Annotated in this window: 21 protein-coding genes; 12 read left to right on the forward strand and 9 right to left on the reverse strand. The window is 68.7% G+C overall.

Annotation, left to right across the window (positions count from 1 at the left end):
- Positions 1-33: 33 nt before the first annotated feature.
- Positions 34-1,086, reverse strand: a complete 1,053-nt coding sequence (gene wecB, locus ACWGO6_RS17730; protein WP_452327526.1) for a non-hydrolyzing UDP-N-acetylglucosamine 2-epimerase — start codon at positions 1,084-1,086, stop codon at positions 34-36.
- Between the two features lie 273 nt (positions 1,087-1,359).
- Here wecB and ACWGO6_RS17735 point away from each other — a divergent pair, with 273 nt between their 5' ends.
- The 4 genes from ACWGO6_RS17735 (at position 1,360) to ACWGO6_RS17750 (ending at position 5,638) form a co-directional block, all read left to right on the forward strand.
- On the forward strand, positions 1,360-2,097 hold the full coding sequence (locus tag ACWGO6_RS17735) for an SGNH/GDSL hydrolase family protein (RefSeq protein WP_452327495.1): 738 nt from the start codon (positions 1,360-1,362) through the stop codon (positions 2,095-2,097).
- Between the two features lie 103 nt (positions 2,098-2,200).
- The gene (locus ACWGO6_RS17740) at positions 2,201-2,941 is read left to right on the forward strand and encodes a Type 1 glutamine amidotransferase-like domain-containing protein (protein ID WP_452327496.1); all 741 of its coding nucleotides are present in this window, start codon (positions 2,201-2,203) and stop codon (positions 2,939-2,941) included.
- Complete coding sequence (locus ACWGO6_RS17745; protein ID WP_452327497.1) at positions 2,938-4,293, forward strand: anaerobic C4-dicarboxylate transporter family protein; 1,356 nt, start codon at positions 2,938-2,940, stop codon at positions 4,291-4,293. Before ACWGO6_RS17740 ends, ACWGO6_RS17745 begins: the two co-directional genes overlap by 4 nt.
- A 1-nt stretch (position 4,294) precedes the next feature.
- The gene (locus ACWGO6_RS17750) at positions 4,295-5,638 is read left to right on the forward strand and encodes a threonine/serine ThrE exporter family protein (protein ID WP_452327498.1); all 1,344 of its coding nucleotides are present in this window, start codon (positions 4,295-4,297) and stop codon (positions 5,636-5,638) included.
- Between the two features lie 108 nt (positions 5,639-5,746).
- Here the strand turns inward: ACWGO6_RS17750 and ACWGO6_RS17755 are convergent, their stop codons facing one another.
- A complete protein-coding gene (locus ACWGO6_RS17755) occupies positions 5,747-8,278 on the reverse strand; it encodes an FtsX-like permease family protein (RefSeq protein ID WP_452327499.1) in 2,532 nt (843 codons plus the stop codon).
- Positions 8,278-9,045 carry an ABC transporter ATP-binding protein gene (locus ACWGO6_RS17760; protein WP_452327500.1) on the reverse strand — a complete coding sequence of 256 codons (768 nt, stop codon included), beginning with the start codon at positions 9,043-9,045 and terminating at the stop codon, positions 8,278-8,280. Before ACWGO6_RS17760 ends, ACWGO6_RS17755 begins: the two co-directional genes overlap by 1 nt.
- A gap of 108 nt (positions 9,046-9,153) precedes the next feature.
- Here ACWGO6_RS17760 and ACWGO6_RS17765 point away from each other — a divergent pair, with 108 nt between their 5' ends.
- The 7 genes from ACWGO6_RS17765 (at position 9,154) to ACWGO6_RS17795 (ending at position 14,372) form a co-directional block, all read left to right on the forward strand.
- Entirely contained in the window at positions 9,154-10,386 is a 1,233-nt protein-coding gene (locus tag ACWGO6_RS17765; protein ID WP_452327501.1) for a sensor histidine kinase, read from the forward strand.
- The gene (locus ACWGO6_RS17770; RefSeq protein ID WP_029263193.1) at positions 10,374-11,012 is read left to right on the forward strand and encodes a response regulator; all 639 of its coding nucleotides are present in this window, start codon (positions 10,374-10,376) and stop codon (positions 11,010-11,012) included. Before ACWGO6_RS17765 ends, ACWGO6_RS17770 begins: the two co-directional genes overlap by 13 nt.
- A 50-nt stretch (positions 11,013-11,062) precedes the next feature.
- Entirely contained in the window at positions 11,063-11,836 is a 774-nt protein-coding gene (locus ACWGO6_RS17775; protein WP_452327502.1) for a LysM peptidoglycan-binding domain-containing protein, read from the forward strand.
- A 259-nt stretch (positions 11,837-12,095) separates the two neighbouring features.
- On the forward strand, positions 12,096-12,440 hold the full coding sequence (locus tag ACWGO6_RS17780) for a PadR family transcriptional regulator (protein WP_136041753.1): 345 nt from the start codon (positions 12,096-12,098) through the stop codon (positions 12,438-12,440).
- Between the two features lie 2 nt (positions 12,441-12,442).
- Positions 12,443-12,814, forward strand: coding sequence for a DUF1048 domain-containing protein (locus ACWGO6_RS17785; protein WP_452327503.1), 372 nt, complete (start codon positions 12,443-12,445; stop codon positions 12,812-12,814).
- Positions 12,811-13,608, forward strand: a complete 798-nt coding sequence (locus tag ACWGO6_RS17790; RefSeq protein WP_452327504.1) for an ABC transporter ATP-binding protein — start codon at positions 12,811-12,813, stop codon at positions 13,606-13,608. The genes ACWGO6_RS17785 and ACWGO6_RS17790 overlap by 4 nt, the downstream gene beginning before the upstream one ends.
- A complete protein-coding gene (locus tag ACWGO6_RS17795) occupies positions 13,605-14,372 on the forward strand; it encodes an ABC transporter permease (RefSeq protein ID WP_105722791.1) in 768 nt (255 codons plus the stop codon). Before ACWGO6_RS17790 ends, ACWGO6_RS17795 begins: the two co-directional genes overlap by 4 nt.
- Positions 14,373-14,753: 381 nt before the next feature.
- Here ACWGO6_RS17795 and ACWGO6_RS17800 read toward each other — a convergent pair whose 3' ends face one another.
- The 6 genes from ACWGO6_RS17800 to ACWGO6_RS17825 form a co-directional block, all read right to left on the reverse strand.
- Positions 14,754-14,918 (reverse strand): hypothetical protein, encoded by a 165-nt coding sequence (locus ACWGO6_RS17800; protein ID WP_452327505.1) that lies wholly within the window; start codon positions 14,916-14,918, stop codon positions 14,754-14,756.
- A gap of 503 nt (positions 14,919-15,421) precedes the next feature.
- Positions 15,422-15,760 (reverse strand): cutinase family protein, encoded by a 339-nt coding sequence (locus tag ACWGO6_RS17805; RefSeq protein ID WP_452327506.1) that lies wholly within the window; start codon positions 15,758-15,760, stop codon positions 15,422-15,424.
- An 887-nt stretch (positions 15,761-16,647) separates the two neighbouring features.
- Complete coding sequence (locus ACWGO6_RS17810) at positions 16,648-17,031, reverse strand: RidA family protein (RefSeq protein ID WP_105527066.1); 384 nt, start codon at positions 17,029-17,031, stop codon at positions 16,648-16,650.
- 23 nt (positions 17,032-17,054) lie between these two features.
- On the reverse strand, positions 17,055-18,641 hold the full coding sequence (locus ACWGO6_RS17815) for an N-acyl-D-amino-acid deacylase family protein (RefSeq protein ID WP_452327507.1): 1,587 nt from the start codon (positions 18,639-18,641) through the stop codon (positions 17,055-17,057).
- 11 nt (positions 18,642-18,652) lie between these two features.
- The gene (locus ACWGO6_RS17820; RefSeq protein WP_168429483.1) at positions 18,653-19,912 is read right to left on the reverse strand and encodes an alanine racemase; all 1,260 of its coding nucleotides are present in this window, start codon (positions 19,910-19,912) and stop codon (positions 18,653-18,655) included.
- Positions 19,909-21,267 (reverse strand): MFS transporter, encoded by a 1,359-nt coding sequence (locus ACWGO6_RS17825; RefSeq protein WP_136041749.1) that lies wholly within the window; start codon positions 21,265-21,267, stop codon positions 19,909-19,911. Before ACWGO6_RS17825 ends, ACWGO6_RS17820 begins: the two co-directional genes overlap by 4 nt.
- Before the next feature lie 158 nt (positions 21,268-21,425).
- Here ACWGO6_RS17825 and ACWGO6_RS17830 point away from each other — a divergent pair, with 158 nt between their 5' ends.
- Positions 21,426-22,142 carry a helix-turn-helix transcriptional regulator gene (locus ACWGO6_RS17830; protein WP_136041748.1) on the forward strand — a complete coding sequence of 239 codons (717 nt, stop codon included), beginning with the start codon at positions 21,426-21,428 and terminating at the stop codon, positions 22,140-22,142.

Consider the following 22,142-nt stretch of genomic DNA (forward strand, 5'->3'; position numbering starts at 1 on the left):
GACCTCGAACAGCAGCGGACAGCCGAGGATGCATCATGCGCTCTCGTCGCGCGCGCCGGCGACCGCGGCGCGGATGTGCTCGGCGATGCGCTCCGTGGCGTGACCGTCGCCGAACGGCGACGGGAGGGCATCGAGGTCGGCGAGGGTGCGGGTGACCGTCGAGAGCAGTGCGGAGGTCTCTCCCGCGAGGGTCTGCGGGGTGACCAGCCGGGTGAAGGATCCCAGCGCCTCCGGTCGCTCGGTCGAGTCGCGGACGACGAGCACCGGTCGTCCGAGCACCGTGGCCTCCTCCTGGATGCCGCCGGAGTCGGAGACCAGCACCGCGGCGTGCGAGGCGAGAGCGAGGAACCGCTCGTAGGTATACGGCTCCTCGGCGATCAGCGCATCGAGCAGGTGTTCCGCGCCGAGGGCCTTCAGCATCGCGCGCGTCCGCGGGTGCACCGGGAAGACGACCGGCCACCCCGACGCGGCGATCTCGTTGAACGCATGCAGCGTCGCGAGGAGGTTGTCCGGCGAATCGACGTTCTCCTGCCGATGCAGCGTGGCGAGCACGTACGTCTCGGGCTCGAGACCGAGACGCTCCAGCTCGTCGACGTCGGGCCCCGCAGCGGCACGCTGTGCCTGCACGGCCTCGACCACGGGGTTGCCGGTGACGAGGATACGCTCCTCATCGATGCCCTCCGCGAGCAGGTTGGCGCGGTTCGCCAGGGTCGCCGCGAACAGGTCGTCGGCGATGTGGTCGACCATGATCCGGTTGTGCTCCTCGGGCATCCGGCGATCGTTGGCGCGGAGCCCGGCTTCGACATGACCGAGCCGCACACCCGAGGCGTTCGCCGCGAGGGCGGCCGCGATCGTCGCGTTCGTGTCTCCCTGCACGACGACGTAGCTCGGCTCGACCTGGGCGATGGTCTCGGCGATCTGCTCGGCCCCGCGGCCGATCTGCGCGGCTCGCGGGAGCCCGCCCATCCGAAGCTGGCGGTGCACCCGCGTGATTCCGCAGGACTTCAGGAACACGGCCGACATGTCGCGGTCGTAGTGCTGACCGGTGTGGACGACGTAGGCGGCGTCGCCGAGGCGGCGGACCAGCGGGGCGAGCTAGACGATCTCGGGGCGGGTTCCGAACACGATCATCACCGAGGATGTCGGCAGGTGGGCGGGTGCGGATGGTGTCGAGCACTTGTTCATGGGTACCTCGATCGGCCCCCGGGAGGCTTCCCGTGGCCGACGTGATGAGTGGTTGCCGGTGGGTCCGCACCGACAGTACGTGTCGCCGCGTCCGTCGACCGCGTGAATCCGGGTGCGTATATCGACGTTCCGGCATTCGTCGACGGGAGCCGCTCCGCCGATAGGCTCGGAGCCGTGTCGAACGCCGAATCCCCCGCTCCCGCATCCGCCGCCGCCGACCTTCGCCGTCTCGCCGCCGCACTGGCCGATCCGGCTCCGCTGAACTGGATCATCACGGGCGACTCGATCACGCACGGCCTGGTGCACACGCAGGGCGGTCGCAGCTATCCGGAGCACCTGCACGAGCTGATCCGCGGCGAGCTCGAGCGCGTGCGCGACATCGTGCTGAACACGGCCATCAGCGGCAACCGCATCGTCGACCTCCTGGACGATTGGGACCGCCGCGTCGCGTCCTGGCGGCCGGATGTCGTCACCCTCATGATCGGCACCAACGACGCCTCCGACGGCGGACCCCGCGAGGTGATCTCGGCGGCGGACTACGCGGGCTCACTGCGGGACTTCGTGGCGCGGGTGCGCGCTCTCGGAGCGATCCCCGTGCTGCAGACCCCACCCGCGATCGACACCCGCAACGCCCCGGAGCGGGCGCGGATCGGCGAGTTCGCCCAGGCCGTGCGCGAGGTCGCCGCGAGCGAAGACGTGATCCTCGTCGACCAGTTCGCGCGATTCGCCGAGCTCGGCGCGGGCGGCGTGCCGTGGGGGCTGATGAACGATCCGTTCCACCCGAGCGCCGTCGGCCACGCCGCGCTGGCACTCGAACTCGCGAACGTCCTCGGCATCCGCCCCGACGGACCTCGGGCGCGCACGCACGCCCTCCTCGAAGGTCTCGTCGCCACCGCACGCGTCAACGGCTGAGCTCCCGTCCGCCAGGTCGCCCGCCCGGGGTGAAAGCACTCTGGACGACGGCCTCGGTGCGCCGCTAAGTTGAGCGCATTCGCAGTCGTCGAGAGGTGGGGGCATGTCTCACGTGGTGGCAACAGGGGCCGGGAAGGCCATGATGGAGCGTCGGAACGACCCGACGCACGATTACATCCTCGAGCTGACCGGCAAGGAGCGACCCCGGGTCCTCTTCGTCGGCACGGCGACCGGCGACGACGCCGCCTACATCCTGAGCTTCTATTCGACCTACGACTCGGACCGGTGCGCGCCGCACCATCTCCCGCTGTTCCATCGGGCGGTGGACGACCTGGCCGGCTTCGTGAAGGGCTTCGACGTGATCCACGTCGGCGGCGGCAACACCGCGAACATGCTCGACGTCTGGAAGCGCCAGGGCCTCGACGAGATCATGCGGGAGATGTGGGAGGACCCCGACTCGAACGTCGTGTTCACCGGGGGCAGCGCCGGCGGCATCTGCTGGTTCGAGGGTGGCACGACCGACAGCTACGGCCCGACCCTGCAGGTGCTGCCCGAAGGACTCGGCTTCCTGCACGGCAGTTTCTGCCCGCACTACGACGCCGAGGATCAGCGGCGTCCCCTCTTCCACGCCTCGCTTCTGAGCGGAGAGCTCTCGACCGGGTACGCGGTGGGCAATCTGCAGTCGCTGCACTTCGAGAACTCCGAGTTCGTCACCGCGATCAGCCCGGTCGAGGATGCTCTGGCGCTCCGGGTCGAAGCGATCGACGGGAGGATCGTCGAGACGAAGCTCCCGACGACCGTGCTCACCGGGAACGCCCCGATCGTGAAGGGACCGTCGTCATGAACGACAACGTGTGGATCCTCATCGCGCAGCTGATCATCGTCATCGGCGCGATCTACATGGGCACCCGCACGAGCGGGATCGGTCTCGGCGTCTGGGGCCTGGTCGGCGTGGCCGTGCTCATCTTCGTGTTCGGCGAAGCCCCGGGCAACGCCCCGGTGGATGCGGTGTTCATCGTCATCACGGTCATCACCGCGGCATCCACCATGCAGGCGGCCGGCGGCATCGACTGGATGGTGTCGGTCGCGGCGAAAGTGATTCGGCGCAAGCCGAAATCCGTCGTATTCCTCGCCCCCGCGATGTCGTTCCTCTTCACGGTCGGCGCCGGCACGGGAAACATCTTCTACCCGCTGCTGCCCGTGATCTACGACGTCTCGTACCAGCAGAAGATCCGCCCCGAGCGCGCACTGTCGGTCTCGGCCGTCGCCTCGCAGGTCGGCATCCTCTGCTCGCCCGTCTCGGCCGCGACCGCCTCGATGGTCGTGCTGCTCGCCCCGCAGGGCGTCGACCTCGGCCAACTGCTGCTGATCATGTGGCCGGCCTCGATCGCCGGGCTCTTCGTCGCCGCGCTCGTCATGATGCGGCACGGCAAGGACCTCGAAGACGATCCGGAGTTCCAGCGCCGTCTGACCGAGGGACAGATCAAGCCGCCGCAGGTCGACGCGCACGAGAACAAGCTGCCGAAGACCGCGGTGCTCTCGGCCACGCTCTTCCTCATCGGCGTCGGCGTGATCGTGTTCTTCGGCCTGTTCGAGGGACTGCGACCCGTGATCGGCACCGACGACGCCGGCGACCCGGTGCGCCTCAGCGTCACGGTCATCATCGAGGTCACGATGGGCATCATCGCCGCGCTGATCTTCGTGTTCTGCAAGGTCAAGGCCGCCGACGTCCCCAAGCAGCCCACGTTCCCCGCCGGCATCGTCGGTGCGATCGCCCTCTTCGGTATCGCGTGGCTCGCCAACACCTTCGTCGCGGCGAACCAGACGCTCATCGTCGACGGCCTCGGATCGGTGGTCTCCGGATCCTCGGCATTCCTCGGAGCGCTGCTGTTCGCGATGGCGCTGTTCGCGGTCGCGATGCTCACCACCAGCCAGTCGAGCGCGACCAACGCGATCGTCCCGATCGGCATCACGATCGGACTCCCGGCACCGCTGCTGGTGGGACTGTGGCCGGCGACGATGGGCATCTACACCCTGCCGGCCAACGGCAGCCAGGTCGCGACCGTCGCCTTCGACCAGACCGGCACGACGAAGATGGGCAAGTACGTCTTCGACCACTCGTTCCAGCTGCCGAACCTCGTTTACGTGGGAGTCGCCATCATCGTCGGAGTCGGCCTCTCGTTCCTGATCAGCTGACATGACCGATACCGTCGACCGGTCGGCGCTCCGCCAGTTCCTACTCGGACTGGCGCAGGGGATGAACGCGTCGGCGGAGTCCGTCGACCGCATCCGCGACACCCTCACCGACATCGCGAGGGCGTACGGCGGCGACGACACCGACTTCGTGGTGCTGCCGACGATCATCCTCGTCGAGACCGGCGAGTCGGATGAGTCCAGGGTGGCCATCCGCTCGGCGACCAATGCCTCGTTCCGCTTCGATCAGATCGCGGCGCTGTACGACCTGATCGGGGAGGCGCGGACCGGCGCCGTCCCCCCGCTCGACGGCATCCGCCGGCTGAACGAGATCGGGGCGATGCGGCCGCGACTGGGGTGGTTCACCCGCACTCTCGGACACGGCGTGCTCACCGCCGGTCTCGCGCTGCTGCTGGCGCCGACCTGGCAGGGCGTGATCGTCGCGTTCGTGCTCGGGTTCGGCATCGGTCTGCTCAAGCTCGTCCGCTCCCCGACGCTGCAACTGATCCTGCCGATCGCGGCCGCCTTCGTGTGCGCGGGCGCAGTCTTCCTCCTCGCGGAGGTGATCGAGATCGGCGACCCCATCCGGCTGCTGATCGCGCCGCTGGTGACGTTTCTCCCCGGCGGAGTGCTCACCACCGCCACCGTCGAACTCGCCGCCGGGCAGATGATCTCCGGGGCTGCGCGTCTGGTCTACGGATTCGTGCAGCTCGCACTGCTGGCCTTCGGCATCCTCGCCGCCGGCGCGGTCGTCGGGGTCGATTCCCGGTCGTACGAGCCGCTCGCCGCCTCCTCCTTCCTCCCGTGGTGGGTCGGCGTGCTCGGCGTCCTCGTGTTCGCGCTCGGCAACTACCTGCACTTCTCCGCCCCCGCCTCGACGTTCGGATGGGTGCTCCTCGCGCTGGTGGTCGCGTACGTCGGGCAGTGGGCCGGCACCGAGTTCATCGACCCCACGATCGGCGGCTTCGTGGGGGCGGTCGCTGTGACGCCGGTCGTGTTCTGGATCGCCGGACTGCGTCACGGTGCTCCGTCGCAGCTCACCTTCCTCCCCGCGTTCTGGTTGCTCGTGCCGGGGGCCGCCGGCCTCGTGGGCCTCACCGAGGCGTTCGCGACCGACAACGGGCTCGCCGACTTCACGGCCGCGCTCACCTCGATCATGTCGATCGCCCTCGGCGTGCTGATCGGCACCGCGCTGTACCGAGTGGTGCATCACGGGGCGGAGGAGTTCGTGCAGTTCGCCGTGGCGCTGCCCGCCGCTCCGGAAGCGGAGCGGGAGCCGTCCGTCTGGTCGCGGCTCGCCGCGCCGTGGCGACAGCTCGGTCGGCGGGGTCGTCCGCGGGATCACTGAGCCGAAGGTGCAGGCGTGCCGCCGAGACCCCGGGCTGCCGCCGAAACCCCGGGCTCCCGACGGCGGAAGCGGGGGGGTCTCGGCGCGAACCCGGGGTCTCGGCGGGCGTTACTGCCGCGACCCGATCTCGTCGATCGGGCGGGTGCGCATGGCCGCGGTGGTTCCCGCCCACAGCGCCACGAGCGCCAGGGCGCCCATCGCGCCGATGATCACCAGCGAGCCGAGCACCGGCAGCACGGGAATCGGCTGACCCGAGATGCCCATGCTCACCCCGATGAGCGGCGGGATCGCCACCACGACGCCGAACACCATGCCGATCACGGCCACCAGCACCGCTTCGATCCGCATCATCGAGCGCACCTGCCCGCGGGACGAGCCGATCAGCTGCATGAGCGCGAACTCCCGCGAGCGCTCCCCCGTCGCCATCACGAGCGTGTTGATCACGGCGATCGCGATGTAGCCGAGGATCACCAGCAGCGCGATGAGGTTCACCCAGCCCTGCTGCGACTGCGCACCTGCACCCGCCGCCTCCTGGCCCGACCCGTCGCTCACGACGAAGCCGCGCTCCGTCAGGGTCGCACGGACCTCGTCGACCGCCCCCGCGTCGACCGTCGCGAGCGCGAACGCATCGAGACCGGCCGTGGTGTGCGCCCTCACGTCATCCGCGGCCATGGTGAGGTCGCCGAACCCGAGCCCGCGCTCGTACACCGCGACGACCGTCGCCTCCCACGGCGAACCGTCGCCGAGGTGGCCGGTGACCGTGCCGCCGATGTCGAGTCCGAGACTCTGAGCGGCATCCGTGCTCACGGCCACCGTCGTGGCGCCGTCGAGGTCGGCGAGCGACCCCTCGCGCACGCGCAGGTCGAGGCTCTTCCCGGTTCGCTCCGGATCGATGCCCTGGAGCACGTGCTCCTCGCGCTGGAGCTTCCCCTCGAAGTCGTGGGAATCGATCACTGCCGCGCTGAGCGCGATGCCCGACGCCTCGGTCACGCCCGGGGTCTCGCGGATCGCCTCCACGGCCTCCGACGAGAGCCCGTTGGGCGCCGTCACCCGCAGGTCGGCGATGACTCCGGCACTGGCCTGCGTCGCCGCCTCGGCCGCGATGATCGACGGGGCTCCGATCTGCACGAGTCCCAGCCCGATGCCGAGAGCGATCGGCAGGATCGCCGAGGCCAGGCGCCTGCTGTTCGCCGTGGCGTTCGCCGAAGCCAGGAAGCCCGCGGACGACATCCGCCGCAGCACCGATCCGATCAGGCGCACGCTCAGCGACACGAGCCACGGACCGAGCACGGCGAGCGCGATGATGAGCAGCATCGCCGCCCCGGCCGCGGCGCCCGCCGCGATCTGCCCGCGCACCACGAGCGGCACCGTCGACACCGAGATGCCCGCCGCGGCCAGCACGATGCCGATGATGATGCGAGTCAGACCGATCTGCGGAGCGCCGGTGGCCGACTCGCGCAGCGCCTCGACCGGGTCGAGCTTCGCGACCCTCGAGGCCGCGATACGGGCCGCACCCCAGGCGGAGGCGAGCACGAGCAGCACCGCGCCGACCGCGGGAAGCGGGCTGAACGCGAGGGCGAAGTCGCCCGGGATGACGCCTCCGGTGACGAACGCCGACTGCAGCACGGTCGACAGCAGGTATCCCGGCGCGATGCCCAGCACCGCGGCGACCGCAGCCACCCACAGCACCTCGCGGGCCACGAGCGAATGCACCTGGGCCGGACTCGCACCGACGGCGCGCAGCAGCGCATAGTCACGTCGACGCGACTGCACCGACAGCGACAACGTGCCCGCCACGATGAACATCGCCACGAGGATGCACGTGCCGACGAAGGCGCTGCCGATGGCGACGAGCATCGAACGTGCCGCCCCCGAGTCGAGGAACTCGACGTCGCCACGGGCATCTCCCGTGCGGGCGACCAGGTCGGGGAAGGCCTCGCGGATCGCGGTGGCCGTCTGCTCGGGGTCGTCCCCGGCGACGAAGACGCCCAGCGCCTGAGCGGCACCGCCGTGCGGATCGAGCTGGCCGATGCGCTGCTCCGTGAGGAACGCATGCATGCTCCGCTCGGGCGCCACGGGAGCGGCGACCTCGCCGACCACGCGGTACTCCGACGGCACGCCGCCGTGGGCAAGCACGACCGTGTCGCCCACGGCGTGCCCGCTGCCGGCGGAGACGACGACCTCATCGGCGGCCGTGGGCTCGCGCCCTTCGCGCAGCTCGAAACCGGTCAGCGCCGTGGCCTCCCACGGGTGCGCCTCGACGGCCGCGGATGCGGCGGCACCGGCATCCGCACCCGCATTCGGCGTCGTGAGTGGCACCGTCACGTCGCCCACGACGCGGTCGACGCCCGGCAGCCCGGCGATGTCACGCGCCGCAACGGCGGGCAGCGCCGCGCGCTCGCGCAGGGGGACGGGGAGGTCCTCCGGCACATCCACCTGCTGCGGCGCACCCACCACGACGTCGACCGCGGCATAGCGCTCGGGCGCGAGCCCGCCGCGCATCCCGGATTCGACGAGCACTCCGAGACCCGTCACCAGCGCGCTCGCGACGAACACCGCCACCGCGACTCCGACGAAGCTGCCGCGGTGGTGCCGGAGATCCGCCCGGACGAGTCGGCCCAGCGTGAGCGGCCCCGACATCACCACTCCCCCAATGCGCTCATGCGGTCGTTGATCTGCGCCGGGTCGGCGCCGTCGAGGTATCCCGCGAAGGCGCCGTCGGCGAGGAAGATCACCCGATCGGCGTGCGAGGCCACCACGGGATCGTGCGTCACGACCACGACGGTCTGGTTCAGCTCACGCGCCGTTTGCGCGAGCAGATCGAGCACCTGCTTGCCCGAACGGGAGTCGAGGGCGCCGGTCGGCTCGTCGCCGAACACCACGTGCGGCCGCGTGATGAGGGCGCGTGCGATCGCCACCCGCTGCTGCTGACCTCCGGAGAGCTCGGTGGGGCGCCGGTGACGGAACTCCGTGAGCCCCACCGCGTCGAGCAGGAAGTCGAGCCACCGCGCCTCGAGGCTCCGACCGCCGAGACGCAGGGGGAGCGTGATGTTGTCTTCGACGTTCAGGGCCGGCAGCAGGTTGTACGCCTGGAACACGAAGCCCACGTGGTCGCGTCGGAAGGCCGTGAGCTGACGCGCCTTCAGGCTCGAGATCTCGGTTCCGCCGAGGTGGACGGTGCCGCTGCTCGGCCGGTCGAGTCCGGCTGCACTGTGCAGCAGCGTGCTCTTGCCCGAGCCGGAAGGGCCCATGATCGCGGTGAAGGTGCCCTTCGAGATGGCGAGGTTCACGCCGCGAAGGGCGGTGACGCGGCTGGCGCCGGAACCGTAGGTCTTGGCGACGGACTGCAGGCGCAGCGCTTCGGAGGTGCCCGCTTCGACGGCGGGGGCGACTGGTGTGGGGGTCATGATTCGACGCTAGGGACGGCCGATCCGGCATCCCATCCCGCCCGCTGCCGCATCGATGGTGGTGCTGGCTATACCGTGCCGCTGCGACCGCTCCGGCAGACTGTGAGAGTGAAGGACGGACGGATGCGACGCTGGCTGCGCGCGTGGGGATACCTGGCGATCGAAGCCGGTGTCTCGATCGCATCCGTGGTGTTCCTCAGCCTCGGGATCGCGCTGCTCCCGCTCATGATCATCACCGGCGGTGTGCTCCTCATGCCCGAGGCCGTGCGGGGCCTGCACGGGTGGACCGACCTGAGCCGCCGTCGCGTCGGCGCCTACCGCGGCGAGGAGCTGGCGCCGATCGGCCACGTGCTCCCGCCGGCATCCACCATCGACGACCGTCTGCGCTTCGCGTTCTCGCGTGCCACGGGTCGCGACCTGCTGTGGCTGGCGGTGCAGGGGATCCCCGTGCTGTTCCTCACGCTGCTGACGATCTCGCTCCCGGTCGCGGCGGTCAATGCGCTCGCCATCACCTACTACTGGCAGTTCGCGCCCGCCGACGACCCCGTGAGCGCCGTGTATCCGGTCACCTCGTGGGAGCTCGCGGCGACCATGCCACTCGTGGCTCTGGCGTACGGGATCCTCGCCGTCTTCCTCATCCCGGCCGTCGCTCGCCTGGTGTCCTTCGTCTCCGCCCAGCTGCTCGCGACGCCCGAGAAGTCGCGCCTCGCCGCCCGGGTCGACGCCCTGACCCTCAGCCGTGCCGCCGCTCTCGACGCGCATGCCGCCGAGCTCCGGCGCATCGAGCGCGACCTGCACGACGGCGCGCAGAACCGTCTGGTGAATGTGGTGATGATGCTCGGGATCGCCGAGCGCGCGCAGGAGACCGGGGGCGACGTGCTCGAACCGCTGCGTCGAGCGCAGGATGCCGCGACCGATGCGCTGGCCGGGCTCCGCCGCACCGTGCACGACATCTACCCGCCGATCCTCGACGAGCTCGGGTTGGAAGGCGCTCTCGCCTCGCTCGCCGGACGCAGCGTGGTGCCCTGCACGATCGAGGCCGCCGACGTCGGACGTGTGCCGGCAGCCGTCGAGTCGGCCAGCTACTTCGTCGTGGCCGAGGCCCTCACGAACGTCAGCAAGTACAGCGGGGCGACGCGCGCATCCGTCGAGGTCGCGCGCGCGGGCGAGGTGCTGCTCATCACGGTCGAGGACGACGGTGTGGGCGAAGCCGTGGAACGTCCGGGCGGCGGGATCGCCGGCATCCGTCGTCGCATCGAGGCCTTCGAAGGGACGCTGGAGCTGTCGAGCCCCGCCGGCGGACCCACCATCCTGAGAGCGGAGCTGCCATGCGGATCGTGATCGCCGAAGACGACACCCTCCTTCGCGAGGGCCTGGCGCTGCTGCTGCGCAGCGAGGGCTTCGACGTGGTGGCAGCCGTCGACAACGCCGAAGGTTTCCTGGAACGACTCGACGAGGCGGATGCCGCGGTGGTCGATGTGCGGATGCCGCCGACTTTCACGAGCGAGGGGCTGAAGGCGGCGGCCGAGGCCCGCGCCCGCCGACCCGGCTTCCCCGTGCTGGTGCTGTCGGCGTATGTCGAAGACCGCTACGCCGGTGAACTCCTCGCGGCCGGAGCCGATGGCCTCGGCTACCTGCTCAAGGAGCGGGTGGGCAAGGTCGCCTCGTTCATCGACGCCTTAAACCGCGTGGCCGCCGGCGGCACGGTCATGGACCCCGAGGTCATCTCGCAGCTGATGAGCCGCCGTCGCGCCGACGATCCGGTGCAGACGCTCACTCCGCGGGAACGCGAGGTGCTCGGGCTCATGGCCGAGGGCCTCGACAACGGCACCATCGCCGGGCGGCTCTTCGTCACCGAGACGGCTGTGAGCAAGCACATCGGCAACATCTTCGGCAAGCTCGGGCTCGCGTCCAGCGACAGCGGACACCGGCGCGTGCTGGCCGTGCTGGCGTATCTGCGCACCTGACCGGCATCCGCTCTGGTGCTCGAGCGTGCGTCGATGCCATGCTGACGGGGATGAAACGCTCCACCAAGATCACCACCGCCGTCGTCGTCGTGGCCGTCGCCGGGCTGGTCGCTGCCGCCGCCCCCGCTGTGGTCAGCGCCGCGCCCGCGGTGTTCGGCGTCGCCTCCTGGGCGTCGGAGCGCTTCGCCGCCTCCGAGCCCTCCACGGCTCCCACCTCTGGCCCCGCGGACGCCGAGGATCCGGCCCGGGAGAACCTCGTCTCCCTCGGCGACGGCATCAGCGTTCCCGCCGGCGGACCAGGCGACTGCACCACCAACGCGTTCATCAACATCGGGAGCGACGACGGCGAAACGATGCATGCCAAGCTCCTGGGCGAGCTGGTCGAGATGGGCGAGTCGGAGCTGGCGAGCGGACCCGTGACCCTGGATGCCGACGGCGAGATCTTCTCGTACGAAGTGCAGGCCGGCGACAGCCTCATCGCGATCGGCGAGCGCTTCTGCGTCGACTACGTCACGGTCGGCATGTACAACCACGTGCGTGGAGGTGAGACGATCGCGCCCGGGGACGTCCTTTACCTGCGCCCGGATCCGAGACTGCCGTTCGTCGATATCTACTCGCCCTACGACGCCGAACCCGGATCTTCGACCATCCCGTACTACGACGGTGTGGCGGCATTCTCCACCGCCGTCGCCACCGCAGACCTGGGTGCCGCGCGGTTGCTGTGGCAGCGTCTGGAGAAGGACATGCCCCCGGAGACGGCGGCCGTGATCACGCAGGCGCTGAGTGACGACGATCTCGCTCTGCTCCGTCGCATGTTCCCGTAGCCCCCCTCTTCCTCCCCCCTCCCCCCCCTCCCCGCCGCCCGCCCCTGTTCGCCGCGGGCCGTTCGCCGAGACCCCGCCCTGGCGTCGAGACCCCGCCCTGCCGTCGTGCGCAGGGCGGGGTCTCGACGCGTACCCGGGGTCTCGGCATCCGTCTCAGAAAAAAGTTTGGTATTCGGTGTTGCTAAGTACCAGTACTCAGTGTTACTTTGTACCGGTACCCAGCAACACTGAGTACCAACCGAAACGAAAGGAGGACCTGATGGGCAAGCAGATGACCGAGATGCTCAAGGGCACTCTGGAGGGCATCGTTCTGGCCCTCCTCGCCGAGCAGCCGGCATACGGGTACGAGATCACCACACGCATCCGAGACCACGGCTTCACCGACATCGCCGAGGGCACGATCTACGCACTCCTCGTGCGCATCGAGCAGAAGAACCTCGTCGACGTCGCGAAGGTTCCGAGCGAGAAGGGTCCGCCCCGCAAGGTGTACACCCTCAACGCACAGGGCCGGCAGGAGCTCGAGGAGTTCTGGACCACCTGGAGCTTCCTCAAGACGCACATCGAACAGCTGGAAAAGCGCAACACCGAGAACAAGGAGAACTGACCATGGCCGCGAAGTGGATCGAAGCGATCACCGGATCACTCGAAGAGAAGAAGCTCTACAAGCAGGCGCAGGCCCGCATCAACGCCCTGCCCGAGCCGTACCGCGAGGTGGCGAAGGCACAGCAGCGCTACAACATGTACTACGGCGGCATCACCGACGGCGACACCATCGTGAAGATGTTCCTCGACATCGCCGACATGTGGGAGCGCGCAGCGCTCGACGGCACCCCGGTCGCCGCGATCGTCGGCGACGACCCCGTGGAGTTCGCCGAGAACTACGCCGCCGCGTACGGCGGACGCCAGTGGATCGACAAGGAGCGCGCACGCCTCATCAAGGCGTTCGACGACGCGAAGAAGAAGGAGAACGAGTCATGACAAACCCCGCCATCTCGGTGCGCGGCATCGAGAAGTCGTACAAGGATCTGCATGTGCTGCGCGGCGTCGACTTCGAGGTCGAGAAGGGCAGCATCTTCGCCCTCCTCGGCTCGAACGGCGCCGGCAAGACCACCATGGTGCGCATCCTCTCCACCCTGCTGAAGTCGGACGCCGGCACGGCGACCGTGCAGGGCGTGGATGTCGCCGCCGACCCGGTCGGTGTCCGTGAGCGCATCAGCCTCACCGGGCAGTTCGCCGCGGTCGACGAGATCCTCACCGGTCGCGAGAACCTCGTGCTGGTCGCGAAGCTGCGGCACCTGCCAGACGCCGGGCAGGTCGCCGACGACCTGCTGGCGAAGTTCCGCCTGACGGATGCCGGCGCCCGCAAGGTCGGCACCTACTCCGGCGGCATGCGTCGCCGGCTCGATATCGCGATGAGCCTGGTCGGACACCCCGAGGTCATCTACCTCGACGAGCCGACCACCGGGCTCGACCCCGAAGCCCGCATCGAGGTGTGGGACGTGGTCAAGGAACTCGCGAACACCGGAACCACCGTGCTGCTCACCACGCAGTACCTCGACGAGGCGGAGCAGCTGGCCGACCGCATCGCGATCCTGCACGAAGGCCGCATCATCGCCAACGACACGCTCGCAGGTCTCAAGCGCCTGCTTCCGGCCGCCAAGGTCGAGTACGTCGAGAAGCAGCCCACCCTCGAGGAGATCTTCCTCACCCTCATCGGCCCCCGCCCTTCGACGGGCTCAGGGACCCAGCCTGGAAAGGAGAACGCAGCATGAGCACGCACTTCGCCGCCGATACGGCGACACTCACCGGCCGCTCCATGCGGCACATCTTCCGCAGCCCCGACACGATCATCACCACTGCGGTCACCCCGATCGCGCTGATGCTCCTGTTCGTGTACGTCTTCGGCGGGGCACTCCAGCAGAGCACCGGCACCGACAACTACGTGAACTACCTGCTCCCCGGCATCCTGCTCATCGCGATCGCATCCGGCATCGCCTACACGGCGTTCCGGCTGTTCACCGACATGCAGAGCGGGATCTTCGAGAGGTTCCACTCCATGCCGATCGCCCGATCGAGCGTGCTGTGGGCCCACGTGCTCACGTCGCTGACGGCGAACGCCATCACCCTGGCGATCATCTTCGGCGTCGGATTCCTCATGGGCTTCCGCACCGGAGCGAGCTTCTGGGCCTGGCTCGGAGTGATCGGCATCCTGATGCTGTTCACCCTGGCTCTCACCTGGCTGGCGATCATCGCGGGCCTGAACGCAAAGACGGTCGACGGCGCGAGCGCCTTCTCCTACCCGCTGATCTTCCTGCCGTTCATCAGCTCGGCCTTCGTGCCGACCGACACCATGCCGGCTCCGGTGCAGTGGTTCGCCGACAACCAGCCGGTCACCTCGATCGTCAACACCATCCAGGCGCTGTTCGCCGAACAGCCCGTCGGCAACGACATCTGGGTCGCCCTCGCCTGGTGCGTCGGCATCCTCGTGGTCGCCTACGTGTTCGCGATCATCTCCTACCGGAAGAAGGTCAGCTGATCTTCACCCAGCGAGACGGGACGCTCCGACCGGGTCACTCGACCCGGCCGGGGCGTTTCGCCGCGCTCGGCGAGGGTTCGGCGAGGGTTTCGCGCAACGTGTAGGGGGTCGGCGCCACGCGTCGGGGGTCAGCGCCACGTGTAGGGCGGAGAACTCCGTGACGGGAGGAGACTCTCGCGGGGATACTCCTCCCGACGCGGAGGATTCCGCCCGGACGGACAGATCACACGGGATCGAGAGCGTCACCTGATGCGAGCCGCACGTTATGAAGGAGATCTCACGATCTGAAGGAGCTGTCTGCGGAAAGGCTCCTTCGAAGCGCGAGATCTCCTTCACGTCACGTGGGGCGACGCGGGTCGCACCCGCGACGACGGCGAGGCCTCATGCAGGAACCGGGTATGCGGCGACGATGAGCACATAGGCGACGGTGATGGCAACGAGGCTCAGACCGATCGTCACAACACCGATCACGTGCGGTGATCTCCTCTTGACGAGTGCGATGACGAGCAGGGCGAGGTGTGCGACGAGGATGACGATGAGTGCCACCCTCAGACCGTCGATCGCCATGTTGGCGACATCGTCCCTACAGGAAGATGCACATCCATCCATTCGCATCGCAGTGAGATAGACGAGAAGGATGCCCCCGCAGGTAACTACGATCTGAGCCGACGACCAGAGCCCCGCGGCGACGTAACGTCGCCGCGGCATGCGCTGGATCGGCTCCCATTGGCTCGTCTCGGTCATGAGAAGTCAGTCATCATGTGTCGGACAAACGCTCGCGGATCGGACATGTAGCCCTTATAGGAGCTATGGATCTGGTTGTCAATCGGCGCCCCGGCCTGGCAGGCCCAATCCTTGGCGTAACAGTATGAACGGATCTTTGGCACCCATTGGGGATTGGGGTTGGTGCTTCCTTGCGGCCACCCCCAGGACCGGTACTCCGCTGAGAGATAGTCCAAACTCGCCTGGCCTCGGGCCATTATTCCCTGTCCCGTTGCCACAGAGTCGGGAGAGTTCCAGACCTGCCCCGCCTTCCAAGTCGGATCGCCCTAGACAACCACTGCACGGACCATGGAACGGGCCTTAGCGGACAAGGTGGGATAGAAGCCACCGCCGAACTTGATCTCCGACCCCGGGGCGAGCGCGGTGAGGATGACCTGTGCCCCCTGAGAATGCCCGGCCAGCACCACCGCGGGCGGGGTGGCGCAATGAGAGGCCATCCACTCGAGCTCTGCCTGCAACGCCTGGACCCCGGCGGTAATGCTTTGGGCGTAGCCGCCCGCATCGGAGGCCGGATAATTGAGGCTTTCAACATAGAGACCGTACTCGTTCCACGGATCACTCGGAAGTAGATAGGTGGCCGCGAACTGACCGACGACCTCGCCCATTCCTCCGCTGGTCCACCCATGACCTGCTTGACTGTTTCCCGCCCCGACAGGCGCCGAAGTCCCACGGACTCCAATCATCACCGCCCATGCACATTGATTCGTGGTGTTGGTAGCACTCGCACTCGACCCGCCGCTCAGAACAGCCGCGGCTGCCAAGGTCCCGACGACAACAGCAGACTTCAACTTTCGCGCCACCGCGCGCTTTCTCCGGTCGCTAGTCACGATCACACCGTCTTTCTTCAATGGGATTGAATAATCGACCTAGCGTCTCGGGAACGAGGTTCTGGGATCAACAAAAAACGGTCCCCGTACATCGGGATTCCAAAACAAAGCACCCCTGCCAGGCGCGGCGACGGGCCCGACTCAAGACACTCGCAAGCGCGGGCATCCACGCCGAACATCTGGGTCGCCCTCGCCTGGCGCGTCGGCATCCTCGTGGTCGCCTACGTGTTCGCGATCATCTCCTACCGGAAGAAGGTCAGCTGATCTTCACCCAGCGAGACGGGACGCTCCGACCGGGTCACTCGACCCGGCCGGGGCGTTTCGCCGCGCTCGGCGAGGGTTCGGCGAGGGTTTCGCGCAACGTGTAGGGGGTCGGCGCCACGTGTAGGGGGTCGGCGCCACGTGTAGGGGGTCGGCGCCACGTGTAGGGCGGAGAACTCCGTGACGGGAGGAGACTCTCGCGGGGATAGGCCTCCCGACGCGGAGGATTCCGCCCGGAGGGACAGATCACGCGGGATCGAGGGCGTCACCTGATGCGAGCCGCACGTTATGAAGGAGATCTCACGCTCTGAAGGAGCTGTTTGAGGAAAGGCTCCTTCGAAGCGTGAGATCTCCTTCGCATCATGCGGGGCGACGCGGGTCGCACCCGCGTCGAGGACGCGGTGTCAGGCCTGGGGCAGCGCCGCGACGACGTCGATCTCGACCAGGATGTTCGCCAGCTGCGAGCCCACGGTGGTGCGCACGGGGTACGGCGCGGTGAAGAACTCCTCGTAGGCCTCGTTGAACTCGGCGAAATCGGCGAGGTCCTGCAGGTGCACGGTCGACTTCACGACGTCGTCCGTGGTCAGCCCGTGCACGGCGAGCACCTTCTGGATGTTCCGGAGCACCTGGCGGGTCTGATCGCCCACGCTCTCGGGGACGGCGTGGTCATTCGCCGCGTCCTGCGGGCCGAAACCCGCGGTGTACAGGAATCCGTTGGCGACCACTCCGTGGCTGTAGGGTCCGGCGGGCGTGGGTGCCCCGTCTGCGTAGAATCCGGTCTTCGGCATCTTTCTTTCCTTTCGTTGACGACTCAGGTCTGTGGTGAACGGCGCAGGCCCCGACCCGGCAGGGCGTCGGTGCGCTCACCGTCGGCGAGAACGCGGATGCCGGCGACGAACACATCGTCGATACCGGCTCCGCGTCCGCGCGGGCTCTCGTAGGTGGCGGTGTCGGCGACAGTCGCCGGGTCCACGATCACGAGGTCGGCCACCGCGCCCGCTTCGACGGTGCCGCGGCGTCCGAGCCCGAACCGTCGGGCAGGCAGGGCCGACAGGTGGTGCACGGCATCAGCCCAGGTCCACGTCGCCCGCTCGCGCACGAACTCGCGGAGGAACAGCGAGAACGACCCGGCGGCACGCGGATGCGGATGGGCGCCGATGAAGATGCCGTCGGAGCCGCCCATGTGCGCGGGGTGGCGGAAGATGCGGGCGAGCTCGACGCCCGAGCGAGGGCTGCGTACGGCCATGACGGCGCTGCACTCCAGACGGGATGCGGCGAGCGCGTCGAGTGCGAAGTCGATCGGGGCGACACCCGCGCGCGCGGCAGCCTCACGCAGCGTGAGCCCGTGCGCCCAGGCCAGTTCGGGGGCGGCGAGGTGGGCGAGCGTGATCATGTCGGCCCACTCCGGGCCGAGGCTCGCACTCGTCTCCGCCCGCAGGGTGCACAGTGCACGCAGCTCGGCGCGGCGCGACGGATCCGCGATCACGGCGACCGCCTCGGCAACGGGCAGCGCCGACACCTCGGGCGGGAGCAGCGGCATGCCCAGCAGCGTGCACCCGCGGGTATAGGGGTACGCGTCGAAGGTCGCATCCACCCCGGCGGCATCCAGCGCGTCGAGCTGATCGAGCACGATGTCGGCATCGGCGTGGAAGTGCGAGATGTGCACCGGCAGCGGCGATCCCGACTGCTCGGCGGCCAGCCGCGCGATCTCGGCGATCTCGCCCGTGCCGGCAGCGGTGTTCGCCTCGTACCCTCCGCGCATGTGCGTCACGTACACGCCTCCGGCCCGAGCGACCGGCTCGCAGAGGGCGGCGATCTCCGCAGCGTCCTGGAAGATGCCGGGCGTGTAGTCGAGCCCGGTCGACAGACCGAGGGCACCGTCGTGCATCCCCTGCGCGACCAGCTCCTGCATGCGGCGGCGCTCCTCGTCGGATGCCGAGCCGCTCGTGCGCCCGCACACCTCGAAGCGCACGGTGCCCGCCGGCACGAGGTAGCCCGCGTTCACCGGCGAGGTTCCGTCGACGGATGCCAGGTACGCATCCACGCCCCCGCCCCGGTAGGTGGGGTGCGTCCCGTTGATCGCGGCGAAGTACTCGGAGGCGTACGAACCGTCGCCCGGCGCATACGACACACCGTCCTGTCCGGCGATCACGGTCGTGACGCCCTGCCGCAGCAGCGACAGTGTGACATCCGGGTCGCTGAGCAGGCCGTCGGCGTGGGAGTGCGCGTCGATGAAGCCGGGAAGCACCAGGCGCTCGGAGACGTCGATCACCTCGTCACCGGGGCGGGCGTCGACATGCCCGACCTCGGTGACGAGCTCTCCCTCGATCGCGACGTCGGCGCGCACGAGGCCCGTCGCGTCGACGACGGAGCCGCCGCGGAGGATCACCCGGTTCATCACTGCTCCCCTCAGAAGTAGGTGCGGACGAGGCCCGTGACCACATCCGAGTCGGCGGATTCGACGACCGGCAGCACGCGCCACTTGTCGAAGGCAGTACAGGGATGCGACAGCCCGAGACGCACGACCGAGCCGATCGCGAGAGCCTGCTCCGACCGCACGTACGAGTGCTGATCGTTCATCGCCGAGACCTCGCCCTGCAGCGGCTGCCAGGGGCCGGAGACGCCGGTGGACGAGGAGCGCGGGATCGGCAGCCCCTCGTCGAAGGGCAGATCCCTCTTGCCGGCGTCGACGAGAGCAAGGCCCGGCTCGGGCGCCGACACGACGCGGGCGATGCCGTGCATCGCGTTGACGAATCGCGGGGAGCCCTCCGGCTGCGCGGCCCCCTCGTCGAACGGCGAGATGCCGCGGTAGAACCCGTCGTCGTGCACGATGTAGGCGCCGGAGCGGAGCGTGAAGTGCGTGCGGTCGTCTCGCGGGGCCGCACCCCAGACGTCGGCGACGACGTCGAAGTACGCGCTGCCACCGGCGGTCACGTAGAGCTCACCGTCGTCGTAGAGGGGCGCGATCGCGGCGTGCAGCTCGAGCTGCGACTCCAGGTACGCGCGGACGGCGGCGAGCGCCGCGGTGGAGCGATCGTGCGCAAGGCTCCCCTCGTATCCGGCCACCCCGGCCAGGCGCAGCACGGAGGATGCGGCGATGCGCTCAGCCACGCGCACCGCCTCCTCGATCGAGCGCGCGCCGGTGCGACCGCCCGCGCCACCGAGCTCGACGCAGACATCGACCGGACGCGGTGCGCCGGTGGAGAGCAGGGCCTCCTCCATCGCCTCGACCGTCGCGATCGAGTCGGCCCAGCTCACGAACCGGAAGTCCGGATCAGCCAGCTCCTGCGCCAGCCACGCCAGCGCAGGCCGATCGACGGCGGCGTTCGCGAGCATCACCGAGTCGACGCCCAGGTCGCGGGCGGTGCGGACCTGCCCCATGGTCGCGAACGTGATCCCGAGCGCACCGGCATCCGTCTGCCGCTTCCATAGCGCGGGCGCCATGGTGGTCTTGCCGTGGGGCATGAGGGCGAGACCCCGCTCCGCGCACCACCGTGCCATCGTCGCGACGTTGGCCCTCATCGCGGCGTCGTCGAGCACGATCAGCGGCGTCCAGAACTCATCGAGCCGTGGTCCCGTGGCGAGGAATTCCTCCACCGTCAGGCCCGCCGCGCGCAGCGGCAGGCCCTTGTCGCGAACCGTGAGGAGTTCCGCATCCCCCATCGTCATCGCGAGGCACCCGCCTCGACCGGAGCGGTCGAGCGCACTTCGTGCAGACGTCCCGCACCTTCGACGTCGGGCTGGATCGACGCGACCAGTGTGGCGATCACACCGACCACCGCGATCACCGCGGCGTAGACGACGACCGGCCAGAAAGCACCTCCCGCGGCCGCGACCAGCGCCGTGCAGATGAGCGGAGCGAGGCCACCGCCGAAGGTGTTGGAGAACTGGTACCCGATGTTGACACCGGTGGTGCGCGCCTCCGGGTCGAACATCTCGACCAGCATCGTCGAGAGCGTCGCCTGCATCGCCACGCCGAACACGACGAAGCCGAGGATCTGTCCGAGCCAGATCAGCCACATGTTGCCCGTGTCGAACAGCATGAACGCCGGGTAGACCATGGCGGCGAAGCCGAGGCAGCCGATGATGTAGACGGTGCGTCGGCCGATGCGGTCGGAGATCGCTCCCCATAGCGGTGCGACGACGATCTGCAGCAACCCCACGAGCATGGTGCCGGCGAAGCCGAACCACACCGGGATGTCCTTGTCGGCCAGCATGTACGCGAGACCGTAGGTGAGCACCACGTAGCCGGCGATGGACTGCGGGAGGCCGATCAGGATGCCCATGATCGCGTTCTTCGGGTGCCGGAACGCTTCGACGAGCGGGTTGGGCTTCTTGCCGGTGGCGGCGAGGAGCAGCGTCTGGGTCTCGGTGAACGCGTCGGACTCCTCGAGCTGACGACGCAGCAGCACAGCGGCGATCGCGAGCACGATCGAGAAGACGAACGGGATGCGCCAGCCCCACTGCAGGAACCACGATTCGGGAGCGAGGCCGAGTCCTGCCATCAGGCCGCCCGACACCACGTTGGCGATGCCCGCGCCGCTGATGAGGAAGGCGCCGTAGAGCCCGCGCTTGCCCGTCGGTGCGGCTTCGACGACCATGGTGGCCGCGCCGCCCATCTCGCCGCCGACGAAGAACCCCTGGAAGAGCCGGCACAGCACGAGCAGCAGTGGTGCGGCGATGCCGATCACCTGGTCGGAGGGGATGAGGCCGATGCCGGTGGTCGCGATGCCCATGCCGATGACCGTGCTCATCAGCACGACCTTGCGGCCCTTGCGGTCACCGACGATCCCCCAGATGATCCCTCCGACCGGGCGGAGGAAGAACCCGACGGCGAACGTCGCGAACGAGTTGAGCTCGGCGATCAGCGGATCGTTCGAGGAGAAGAACACCGCGGGGAAGACGACAGCTGCCGCGAGGCCGTACAGGTAGTAGTCGTAGTACTCGATGAGCGTTCCGATCGCCCCGCCGGCGATCGTCTTGCGCTGCTTCGGGGTCAGGCCAGATGAGGCGACAGTGGCCATCCGGGGCTCCTTCTTCGGGGGGATGCGCGACCGCATCCGTTGCAGTCGGCCTCGACGGATCGTCTGGGGCGTGGATAAACTAACAGCGAAATAGACAATCTGTCTATCTCTCGTATTTTTCGTACGCCTGTATCGTTGCTCCGGATTGGAGTCACAGAATGCCGACATCGACGACAGCAGAGAACGCGGTCGCGGCCCTCGCCGACGACCTCACGCGAGAGACGTACGAGAGTGCCGAGGAGGTCCTCCGCCTCTATCGACCGGTGCTGCGCGCCCTCGCCACCGCGGCCGGACCGACCGTCGAGGTCGTGCTCCACAACCTCGACGGCACCGACGTCGACCTCGGTCACACGATCATGGCCATCGAGAACGGGCACGTCACCGGGCGAGCCGTCGGCGGCCCCTCCACCTCGCTCGGCCTGGACGTGCTGAAGGACCGCCGGGGGAACCACGACGCCTTCGGCTACACCGGCTACACGAGCGACGGACGGGAACTCCGCTGCTCCTCGGTCTACTTCCACAACCGCGCGGGTGACATCATCGCGTCGCTGTGCGTGAACGTCGACCTCAGCCCGCTGCTGCTCGCCCGCCAGACGCTCGACGCCCTGCTGCCATCGTCCGTGCCCGCGGATGCTCCCAAAGAGCACTTCGGCGCCGACCTCGTCTCGGTGATGGACTCGATGATCACCGAGGCCATCCGCGAGATCGGCCGCCCGCTCGAGAGCATGACCCGCGACGACAAGATCACGGTGCTGGAGCGGTTGGATCAGCGCGGTGCCACACAGATGCGCAAGTCCGTCGAGGCGATCGCGAAGCGGCTCGGCATCTCGCGCGTGACCGCATACTCCTACCTCGACGAGGCCAGAACACGATGA

It is taken from the genome of Microbacterium sp. NPDC055665 (genome assembly GCF_053618035.1).